At 74.8% G+C, this 8,701-nt stretch carries 11 protein-coding genes; 7 read left to right on the top strand and 4 right to left on the bottom strand.

Annotated elements, in window-relative coordinates; genetic code table 11:
• Positions 1-224: 224 nt before the first annotated feature.
• From F6X68_RS27015 to F6X68_RS27000, 4 genes are all read left to right on the top strand, one after another.
• Entirely contained in the window at positions 225-659 is a 435-nt protein-coding gene (locus tag F6X68_RS27015) for a phage holin family protein (protein ID WP_151456905.1), read from the top strand.
• Positions 656-1,006, top strand: coding sequence for a DUF3618 domain-containing protein (locus F6X68_RS27010; RefSeq protein ID WP_151456904.1), 351 nt, complete (start codon positions 656-658; stop codon positions 1,004-1,006). The genes F6X68_RS27015 and F6X68_RS27010 overlap by 4 nt, the downstream gene beginning before the upstream one ends.
• Complete coding sequence (locus tag F6X68_RS27005; protein ID WP_121395419.1) at positions 1,003-1,275, top strand: DUF4235 domain-containing protein; 273 nt, start codon at positions 1,003-1,005, stop codon at positions 1,273-1,275. The genes F6X68_RS27010 and F6X68_RS27005 overlap by 4 nt, the downstream gene beginning before the upstream one ends.
• A gap of 292 nt (positions 1,276-1,567) precedes the next feature.
• Complete coding sequence (locus tag F6X68_RS27000; protein ID WP_007075740.1) at positions 1,568-1,771, top strand: cold-shock protein; 204 nt, start codon at positions 1,568-1,570, stop codon at positions 1,769-1,771.
• Between the two features lie 212 nt (positions 1,772-1,983).
• Here F6X68_RS27000 and F6X68_RS26995 read toward each other — a convergent pair whose 3' ends face one another.
• Together F6X68_RS26995 and F6X68_RS26990 are read right to left on the bottom strand one after the other, a co-directional pair.
• Positions 1,984-2,178 carry a hypothetical protein gene (locus tag F6X68_RS26995; protein ID WP_151456903.1) on the bottom strand — a complete coding sequence of 65 codons (195 nt, stop codon included), beginning with the start codon at positions 2,176-2,178 and terminating at the stop codon, positions 1,984-1,986.
• A 40-nt stretch (positions 2,179-2,218) separates the two neighbouring features.
• A complete protein-coding gene (locus tag F6X68_RS26990) occupies positions 2,219-3,202 on the bottom strand; it encodes an aldo/keto reductase (protein WP_151456902.1) in 984 nt (327 codons plus the stop codon).
• 84 nt (positions 3,203-3,286) lie between these two features.
• On the opposite strand from F6X68_RS26990, the gene F6X68_RS26985 reads away from it, so the two are divergent.
• Both F6X68_RS26985 and F6X68_RS26980 read left to right on the top strand, forming a co-directional pair.
• Positions 3,287-4,093 carry a trans-aconitate 2-methyltransferase gene (locus F6X68_RS26985; protein WP_151456901.1) on the top strand — a complete coding sequence of 269 codons (807 nt, stop codon included), beginning with the start codon at positions 3,287-3,289 and terminating at the stop codon, positions 4,091-4,093.
• Positions 4,090-5,115 carry an adenosine deaminase gene (locus tag F6X68_RS26980; RefSeq protein WP_151456900.1) on the top strand — a complete coding sequence of 342 codons (1,026 nt, stop codon included), beginning with the start codon at positions 4,090-4,092 and terminating at the stop codon, positions 5,113-5,115. The genes F6X68_RS26985 and F6X68_RS26980 overlap by 4 nt, the downstream gene beginning before the upstream one ends.
• A gap of 239 nt (positions 5,116-5,354) precedes the next feature.
• Here the strand turns inward: F6X68_RS26980 and F6X68_RS26975 are convergent, their stop codons facing one another.
• Positions 5,355-6,743, bottom strand: coding sequence for a HAMP domain-containing sensor histidine kinase (locus F6X68_RS26975; protein ID WP_192581553.1), 1,389 nt, complete (start codon positions 6,741-6,743; stop codon positions 5,355-5,357).
• Between the two features lie 29 nt (positions 6,744-6,772).
• On the bottom strand, positions 6,773-7,462 hold the full coding sequence (locus F6X68_RS26970; RefSeq protein ID WP_151456899.1) for a response regulator transcription factor: 690 nt from the start codon (positions 7,460-7,462) through the stop codon (positions 6,773-6,775).
• 74 nt (positions 7,463-7,536) lie between these two features.
• On the opposite strand from F6X68_RS26970, the gene F6X68_RS26965 reads away from it, so the two are divergent.
• A complete protein-coding gene (locus tag F6X68_RS26965; protein WP_151456898.1) occupies positions 7,537-8,457 on the top strand; it encodes an ADP-ribosylglycohydrolase family protein in 921 nt (306 codons plus the stop codon).
• Positions 8,458-8,701 lie beyond the last annotated feature (244 nt).

Genomic DNA, 8,701 nt, shown 5'->3' with positions numbered 1-8,701 from the left:
GTGTGGGCGGGGTTGTGCCTCGTGGGGCGGCCGGGCGGAGTGCGCTGGCTCGGGAAGTTTGACCGGGCGTTTGGCGGGGACCTGCTGCGCGACGCTTCTGCACCTTCTTCCGCGCCGTGCGGCGGCTCGGGGACGCGGCGGTCCGGGCTCAACGGCTGCCGAGCGAAGGATTGACGGGCGGCGACTCCGGGCATACAGCGCGGTGATGATGAAAGGAGGACAGCATGGCTGACGTGGCGAACGCCCGCACATCCCGTACCGGGAGCGAGCCGTCCACCGCCGAGCTGGTGCAGCGGGCCACGGAGCAGGTCTCCCGCCTGGTCCGGGACGAACTGGCCCTGGCCCGGGCGGAGCTGACCCAGAAGGGCAAGCACGCCGGTATCGGCATCGGTCTCTTCGGCGGCGGCGGGGCGCTGGCGCTCTACGGCCTGGGTGCCCTGGTCGCCACCGCGATCCTGCTGCTCGACCTGGTGCTTCCGGCCTGGGCGGCGGCCCTGATCGTCGCGGTGGTGCTCTTCGCGATGGCCGGGGTCCTGGCCCTGGTGGGCAAGAAGCAGGTCAGCCAGGCGGTCCCGCCGGTGCCGCAGGCCGCGGTCCGTAGCGTCCGGGCGGACGTGGACACGGTCGCCGCCGCCGTGAAGGACAGGGGACGGGCATGACTACGGGCAACGGCCGGGGCACCGGCGACACCGAGGCGCTGCGGGAGGAGATCCGGCGGACCCGGGTCGAGCTGGGGGAGACGATGGAGGCGTTGGCGGCCAAGGCCGACGTCAAGGCGCGGCTGAGGTCCTCCGCCGACCAGGCGAAGGAGCGGATGCGGGACCAGACGGCGCAGACCGTGGCCCGGGTGCGCGGGCAGGCGGCGCAGAAGGCGCAGCTCGCGCGGGAGCAGGCGCAGGAGAAGGGTGCCGTCGTACGGCGTAACCCGACGCCGTTCGTCGCCCTCGCGGCGGGCGCGGTGGCGGCCTTGATCGTGTTGGTGATCGTACGGGGGAGGCAGCGGTGAGCAGGGGTATCGGAAAGGCCGCGTACAAGCCGGTCGGCGTATTGATGGGCATCGCCGCCGGTACGGTCGCTGGCGCGATCTTCCGGCAGGTGTGGAAGATGACGGCGGGCGACGGCGAGGCGCCCAGCGCCACCGACGAGGACCGCGGCTGGGGCGAGATCCTGGCGGCGGCGGCGTTGCAGGGAGCGATCTTCGCGGTCGTCCGGGCCGCCGTCGACCGGGGTGGCGCGGTGGGCGTACGCCGGTTCACCGGAAGCTGGCCGGACTGACCCGACGACGACGAAAAGGACCCCCGTGCCGGCGCGCTGGTGCGGGGGTCTTTTCGCGCGGGTGCAAGGGCCCACCCAGGGGATCTTCGGCACCCGTCAGGTCACATGTCGAAGAATTTCGTCCGGTACTCTGTGCAGAGTTTTCGCTACGTGGTTTGCTGTTCCACGCTGTTGAGAGATGGCGTGGGTTGAGCGAAGTCTCCTTCGTGGGGGCCGCCTCAGGCACCGCTGCTCGAAAACGGCCAATCGGCCGCACGGCGTGCTCGGCCGCCAGTTTTAGAAGGAGATACACATGGCGCAGGGAACCGTGAAGTGGTTCAACGCAGACAAGGGCTTCGGCTTCATCACCGTCGACGGCGGGGGTGCTGACGTGTTCGTCCACTTCTCGGCCATCCAGACCAGCGGCTACCGCACGCTGGAGGAGAACCAGCGGGTGGAGTTCGAGATCGCCCAGGGTCAGAAGGGTCCGCAGGCCGAGCAGGTCCGCCCCATCTGAGCAGTGCCGGTCGGCAGCCGCCGGCCAATGCTGTGATCCGGCGCCCGGAGCACAGCGAAGCCCCGTATCCCGCCCGGGATGCGGGGCTTTCCGCGTTCACGGGGCCCGCCACCGCGGCCGGTACGCGAGCTGTCCGCGCCCGGCCTGTCGCTCGCCAACCTGGCCGCCCACCTGGAGGGGGAGCCGAGACGGCGGCGAGCGGCGGACGGCGCTCAGCGTCGCTTGCGGGCGTGCAGCCCGAACCAGAGCGCGACCAGCCCGGCCAGGACGACGACGGGCCCCAGTACGGCCCAGATCCGCTGGTCGGTCATCACGCTGCCCTCGACGTAGCCGAGGCCCTGCACCGTCCACACCGCACCGCCGACCACGGCGAGCAGGCCGAGGGTGAGCGGCAGCCAGCCCTTCATCGCGATTTCCCTCCGTCGATCCCTGTCCGGGCCGCCCGGCTCACCACCGGTCGTGCACCCGCGGACGGACCAGTTCGTCGTAGACCTCCGCCACCGCCGCCAGCTCCAGTCCGGAGAGCGGGGCCTGGCCGGCCACGGCGGCGTTGCCCCGGGCCTGGGTGGCGTCGCGGGCGCCGGGGATGACCACGGTGACGCCGGGCTGGTCGACGACCCAGCGCAGCGCGAACTGGGCCATCGTGCGCCCGTCGCCGACCAGCGGCGCCAGCCGGCGCACGGCGGCCAGGCCCAGCGCGAAGTCGACACCGGAGAAGGTCTCGCCCACGTCGAACGCCTCGCCGTGCCGGTTGTAGGTGCGGTGGTCGTCGGCGGCGAAGGTGGTGTGTTCGTCGTACCGGCCGGAGAGCAGCCCGCTGGCCAGCGGGACGCGGGCGACGACGCCGACCCCGGCGGCGGCAGCGGCCGGGAGCACCCGGTCGAGGGGCTTGTGCCGCAGCGCGTTGAGGATGATCTGGACGCTGGCCACCCCCGGCCGGGCGATGGCGGTCAGCGCCTGCTCGCAGGTCTCCACGCTCACCCCGTAGCCGGCGACGCGTTCCTCGGCGACCAGGGTGTCCAGCGCGTCGAAGACGGCGTCGTCGGCGAAGACGGCGGTGGGCGGGCAGTGCAGCTGCACCAGGTCGAGGGTGTCCGTGCCGAGGTTGCGCCGGGACCGGTCGGTCCACTCGCGGAAGTGCGCCAGGGTGTACGCCTCGGGCGTCTGCGCGACGCGGCGGCCCATCTTCGTGGCCACGGTCAGCCCGGCGTCGGGCCGGCTGCGCAGGAACCGCCCGATGAGCTGCTCGCTGCGCCCGTCGCCGTAGACGTCCGCCGTGTCGAGGAAGGTGACCCCCGACTCGACGGCGGCGGTCAGCACGGCGGTGGCGTCGGCCTCGCTGACCGTGCCCCAGTCCGCGCCGAGCTGCCAGGCGCCCAGCCCGATCACCCCGACGCGCCGCCCCAGCCGGGGGAAGGTGCGCTGCTCCATGGGACTGAGCCTAGTGATCGGCTTGTCCGGTCGCGCGGCGGGCCGTACGGTTAACAAGACGGACGTACGGTTTGGGAGGTAGCGATGTGGGATCCGACGACGTACCTGCGCTACGGCGACGAGCGCTCCCGGCCCTTCCACGACCTGCTCGCCCGGGTCCCCGCCGAGCGCCCGCGCGCGGTGGTCGACCTCGGCTGTGGCCCGGGCAACCTGACCGCCACCCTCGCCGCGCGGTGGCCGGACAGCCGGGTCGCCGGCCTCGACTCCTCACCGGAGATGATCGCGGAGGCCGCCGCCACCGCTGCCGCCACCGCCGGGGTCTCCTTCGCCGTCGGCGACGTCCGGCACTGGTACCCGGAACCCGACGTGGACGTCGTGGTCAGCAACGCCGTGCTCCAGTGGGTGCCCGGCCACCGGGAGCTGCTCACCCGCTGGGCCCGGGAACTGCCCGTCGGCGCCTGGCTGGCCGTGCAGGTGCCGGGCAACTTCGACGCGCCCTCGCACCGGGCGCTGCGCGAGGTCGCCGACCGGCCGGCGTGGCGTGCCGACGTCGCCCCGCTGCTGCGCCGGCCCCCGGCCGACGACAGCGCCGTCGGCTACGCCGAGCTGCTGACCGCTGCCGGCTGCGCGGTGGACGCCTGGGAGACTACCTACGTGCACCTGCTGCCGGCCCGCGTCGACGCGGACCATCCCGTGCTGAGCTGGCTGGAGGGGACCGCGCTCCGGCCGGTCCGCGCGGCCCTGGACGCCGTCGGCTGGGCCGACTTCCGGGCCGAGCTGGGCGTCCGACTCGCCGAGGCGTACCCCGTGCGGCACGCTCAGGTGCACTTCCCGTTCCGCCGCGTCTTCTTCGTCGCCCGCACCGGCGCCCGCGCAGAGGAGAACCAGTGACCGACCTGCAAACCTTCATCGCCGGACTGCCCAAGGTGGAGCTGCACGTGCACCACGTCGGCTCCGCCTCGCCCCGGATCGTCGCCGAGCTGGCCGCCCGCCACGAGGGCCGCAGCCCCGTGCCCGCCGACCCGGCCGCGCTCGCCGACTACTTCGCCTTCCGCGACTTCGCGCACTTCATCGAGGTCTACCTGAGCGTCGTGGACCTCATCCGCGACCCCGAGGACGTCTGGCTGCTCACCCACGAGGTCGCCCGCGAGCTGGCCCGCCAGCAGGTCCGCTACGCCGAGCTGACCGTCACGCCCTACTCGCACGTGCACCGGGGGATCCCCGCGCCCGCCTTCTGCGAGGCGATCGAGGACGCCCGCAAGCGGGCCGAGGCGGACTTCGGCATCGAGCTGCGCTGGTGCTTCGACATCCCCGGCGAGGCCGGCCTGGCGGCGGCCGAGGAGACGCTGCGCATCTCGCTGGAGGAGCGCCCGGACGGGCTGATCAGCTTCGGCCTCGGCGGCCCCGAGATCGGGGTGCCCCGGCCGCAGTTCAAGCCGTACTTCGACCGGGCCCGGGCGGCCGGGCTGCGCTCGGTGCCGCACGCCGGCGAGACCACCGGCCCGCAGACGGTCTGGGACGCGCTGCGCGACCTCGGCGCGGAGCGGATCGGGCACGGCATCTCCGCCGCGCGGGACCCGGAGCTGCTGGCCTATCTCGCCGAGCACCGCATCGGCATGGAGGTCTGCCCGACGTCCAACGTGCGTACCCGCGCGGTCGCCAGCATCGAGGAGCACCCGCTGCGGCAGTTGGTCGAGGCCGGCCTGCTGGTCACCATCAACTCCGACGACCCGCCGATGTTCGGCACCACCCTCGACGAGGAGTACGCCGTCGCGGCCCGGCTGCTCGACGTGGGCCCGGAGGGGCTGGCGGCGCTGGCCCGCGACGCGGTGACCGCCTCGTTCCTGGACCCGGCCGGCAAGCGGCGGATCACCGCCGAGATCGACGCCCACCTGGCCGCCGCCACCGGCTGAACGCGGAGAGGGGGCGGCGCGCGGCGGGAGGAGGTGTGGGGGGACCGAGTCTCCCGCCGCGCGCCCGGCTCCACCGGCCGGTGGGGTGCCCCGAGGCATTGACCGGTGGAACTGATGGGTTCGGATTCGATCCTGTCAGCGCCGGCCCGCTCCGGCACCACGGTTAACCGCGATCTAAGGAAGACTTGCGCCGCCCCACAACCGGCCGCCGGACCGGGGCCGCCCGGCCGGGCTGCGGCTCAGTCGTCGGTGGGCCGCTGGCGGGGCCAGCGGCGGCTGCCGGTCTTCTGCTCCCGGGCCATCCGGCCGACCAGGCCGAACCGGCTGACCTGCCGGGGCGTCGCCTCCGGGTCGGCGAGCAGCATCACCACGCTCGCCCCGCCCAGCCGGGCCCGGTCGATGCTGACCGAGCCGTTCGCCTGCAACGCCACCCGCTTGGCGATGTCCAGCCCCAGCCCGGTCGAGCCCTGGTCGCTGGTGCCCCGGCGCAGCGCCCGGTCCGGGTTGGCGATCCCCGGCCCGGCGTCGTCGATCCGGATGGCCACGTACCCGTCGCGGCGCGAGACCGCCACCTCGAACGCGGTGCCCTGCGGGGTGTACCGGAAGACGTTGCCGATCACCGCGTCCAGCGCGGCGGCCAGCTCGGCCCGGGGAACCGGGGCCGGGATGCGCAGCTGGGCGCCGCTGACCCGGTGCGGCCGGTTCTGGTCGCCGGCCAGGGCGGCCCAGAACACCATCCGGTCCCGCACCACCTCGCTGACGTCGCACATCGCCGGCCCGGCCTCGTGTGCGACCGCCTTGCGGGTGGTCTTGATCAGCACGTCGATCTCGCCCTCGAGGGTGACGATCGCCTGCCGGATCCGGCGGATGCCGCGCCGCCGGTCCAGTTCCGCCTCGCTGAACGAGCCCACGCTGGTGTCGTCGGACTCCAGCGCCTCCGCGTCGAGCCGCAGCACCGTCAGCGGGGTGCGCAGCCGGTGCGACAGGTCGGCGACCAGCTCCCGCTCGTCGGTGCGGGCGGCGTCGAGCCGGTCGGCCATCCGGTTGAAGGCGTGCCCGGCCTCGGCCAGCTCACGTGGGCCGCTCGGGTCGACGCGTACGCCCTGGTCGCCGTCGCCGATCGCGAGCGCCGCGCGGACCAGGCCCCGGGCCGAGTCGACCGCGCGGGCGGCGACCCGGTCCACCACCAGCACCGCCGCGCCCACCAGGGCGGCGGCCACCCCGAGCAGCAGCAGCCACCGACTGTTGCCGGTCAGCTCCGACTCGGGCACGAAGACCTCGACCACGGCCGTCGTGTCGCCGAGCACGACCGGGTCCAGCCGGAGCACGCCGCCCTCGACGTCGACGACCACGGAACGCCGCTCGGCCCGCGCGCGCTCGAGGCTCCCGGCGTCGGCCCGGCCCGCCGACTCGTCCACCCCGAGCCCGCGTACGACCGGCCGGGTGGCCGGGTCGTCGCCGCTGGCCGCCACGACGCGCTGCACCACGGCGGGGTCGGTGCTGACGGCGAGCGCGCCGGTCACCAGCGCGCTGCGCCGGGCGGCGTCCGCGATGGCCTCCTCGCGCGCCCGGTCGGCGAGACCGAGGGCGAGCGGGACGAGGAACGCGAGCGCCACCAGGGCGCACATGCCGGCCGTGAGCAGGGCCAGCGACGGCCTCAGTCCGGCGTCACCAGCCGGAAGCCGACCCCCCGCACGGTGCGCAGGTAGCGCGGCTTCGCCGCGGACTCGCCCATTTTGCGGCGCAGCCAGTACAGGTGAACGTCGATGGTCTGGTCCTCGCCGACCGATGGCTGCCGCCATACCTCCTCCAGAAGTTCCCGGCGGGACACTACCCGGCCCGGCCGCGCGGCGAGATAGGCCAGCAGGTCGAATTCCTTGCGGGTCAGCGCCAGCGGCTCGCCGTCGAGGTGGGCGCTGCGTTCGCCGACGTCCACCCGTAGCCCGCCGACGCTGTGCACGGCCGGCTGCACCGTCCGGCTGGCCCGCCCGGCCCGGCGCAGCACGGTGGTGATCCGCGCGTCGAGGTGCGCGCCGGTGAACGGCTTGACCATGTAGTCGTCGGCCCCGGCGCGCAGCAGCCGCACCACGGACTGCTCGTCGTCGCGGGCGGTGGCGATGATGATCGGCACGTCGGTGATGCCGCGCAGCATCCGCAGCGCGTCCGAGCCGTCGAGGTCGGGCAGCCCGAGGTCGAGCACCACGAGGTCGGGGGTCTCGGCCGCCACCCGGCGCAGCGCGTCCAGTGCCGTGCCGACGGCGTGCACGGCGTGCCCCCGGTCGGCGAGGGATCGCAGCATCGCGCCGCGTACGACGTGATCGTCTTCGACCAGGAGCACGGTGGCCACAGCAAGACCGTACCCGCGGTGGCAAGTCGATCGCGTTTGCGGCGCATGAGGCAACAGGGCAAGCTGGTACAACGATGTCCTTCACGCTCTTTCCCGACACTCGTCTCGCGCTCGCCCGGGACTCGCTCGCCGGCCTGTCGGTCGGCGACGCGCTCGGCTCACAGTTCTTCGTTCCCGGCCGGCACCCGGCCGACCTGGCCGCCGGGAAGCTGCCCCCGCCGCCGTGGCAGTGGACCGACGACACCGAGATGGCCTGCTCGGTGGTCGCCGCCCTCGCCGAGACCGGGCGGATCGCCCGGGACTCGCTCGCCGCCGCCTTCGCCGAGCGCTGCGAGCCCTACCGGGGGTACGGGCCGGGCGCGGTGACCATCCTGCGGCTGATCCGCACCGGTACGCCGTGGCCGGTGGCGGCCGCCTCGGCCTTCGACGGCCAGGGCTCCTGCGGCAACGGCGCGGCGATGCGGGTCGGCCCGCTGGGCGCGTGGTACGCCGACTCCACCGCGCGGGCGGCGGCGCAGGCCCGGGCGTCGGCGGAGGTGACCCACGCGCACCCGGAGGGCGTCGCCGGCGCGGTGGCGGTGGCGGTGGCCGCGTCGCTGGCCGCCCGCGCCCGCCTCGACGGCCACCGGCCCGCCCCTGAGCGGCTGCTGGCCGGCGTCACCGCCGCGCTGGACCCGGCCACGGAGGTGCACCGGGGCGTACGCCGGGCCGCCGGCCTGCTCGACCGCCCGGTCGCCGAGGCCGCCGACGTGCTCGGCAACGGCTCCCGGGTCACCGCCCAGGACACCGTCGCCTTCACCTGTTGGGTGGCCGCCGTGCACCTGGACGACTACCCGGCGGCGGTCCGCGCGTGCGTCGAGGCCGGCGGGGACGTCGACACCACCGCCGCCATCGTCGGGGCGGTGGTGGCCGCGCACACCGGCGTCGGCACGCCGGGCGGGGTGCCGACCGACTGGCTGGCCGCCCGCGAGCCCCTGCCGGACTGGGCCGGCTGACCGCCGCCCCGGTCCACGGCCTGACGCCCGTCCCGCTGCGCCTGGCCCGTCCCGCCGCGTCCCGCCTGTCCCGCGCGCCGTGCTCAGCGGGCGGCGACCGGCCTGCCTGGCGACTCCGCCCCGGCGGCGGCCGGTCCGGGCCCGGCCGGTTCGGTTCGGTTCGTCGGGTCCTCCCGCAGCACCGACAGGTCGACCGGCTCGGCCGGCTCGCGGCGGCGCCAGCGGCTGACCAGCCAGCCGATCG

The sequence above is a fragment of the Micromonospora sp. AMSO12t genome (assembly GCF_008806585.1).
Lineage (GTDB): Bacteria > Actinomycetota > Actinomycetes > Mycobacteriales > Micromonosporaceae > Micromonospora > Micromonospora reichwaldensis.
This window is presented reverse-complemented; position numbering and strand designations above follow the sequence as displayed.

What these genes read in the sequence shown, in the direction of transcription:
- F6X68_RS26965 (WP_151456898.1), top strand. Translation starts at nt 7,537, where the DNA reads ATGTCCTTCACGCTCTTTCCCGACACTCGTCTCGCGCTCGCCCGGGAC.
- F6X68_RS26990 (WP_151456902.1), bottom strand. Translation starts at nt 3,202, where the DNA reads ATGGAGCAGCGCACCTTCCCCCGGCTGGGGCGGCGCGTCGGGGTGATC.
- F6X68_RS26995 (WP_151456903.1), bottom strand. Translation starts at nt 2,178, where the DNA reads ATGAAGGGCTGGCTGCCGCTCACCCTCGGCCTGCTCGCCGTGGTCGGC.
- F6X68_RS27015 (WP_151456905.1), top strand. Translation starts at nt 225, where the DNA reads ATGGCTGACGTGGCGAACGCCCGCACATCCCGTACCGGGAGCGAGCCG.
- F6X68_RS27010 (WP_151456904.1), top strand. Translation starts at nt 656, where the DNA reads ATGACTACGGGCAACGGCCGGGGCACCGGCGACACCGAGGCGCTGCGG.
- F6X68_RS26985 (WP_151456901.1), top strand. Translation starts at nt 3,287, where the DNA reads ATGTGGGATCCGACGACGTACCTGCGCTACGGCGACGAGCGCTCCCGG.
- F6X68_RS27000 (WP_007075740.1), top strand. Translation starts at nt 1,568, where the DNA reads ATGGCGCAGGGAACCGTGAAGTGGTTCAACGCAGACAAGGGCTTCGGC.
- F6X68_RS26975 (WP_192581553.1), bottom strand. Translation starts at nt 6,743, where the DNA reads ATGTGCGCCCTGGTGGCGCTCGCGTTCCTCGTCCCGCTCGCCCTCGGT.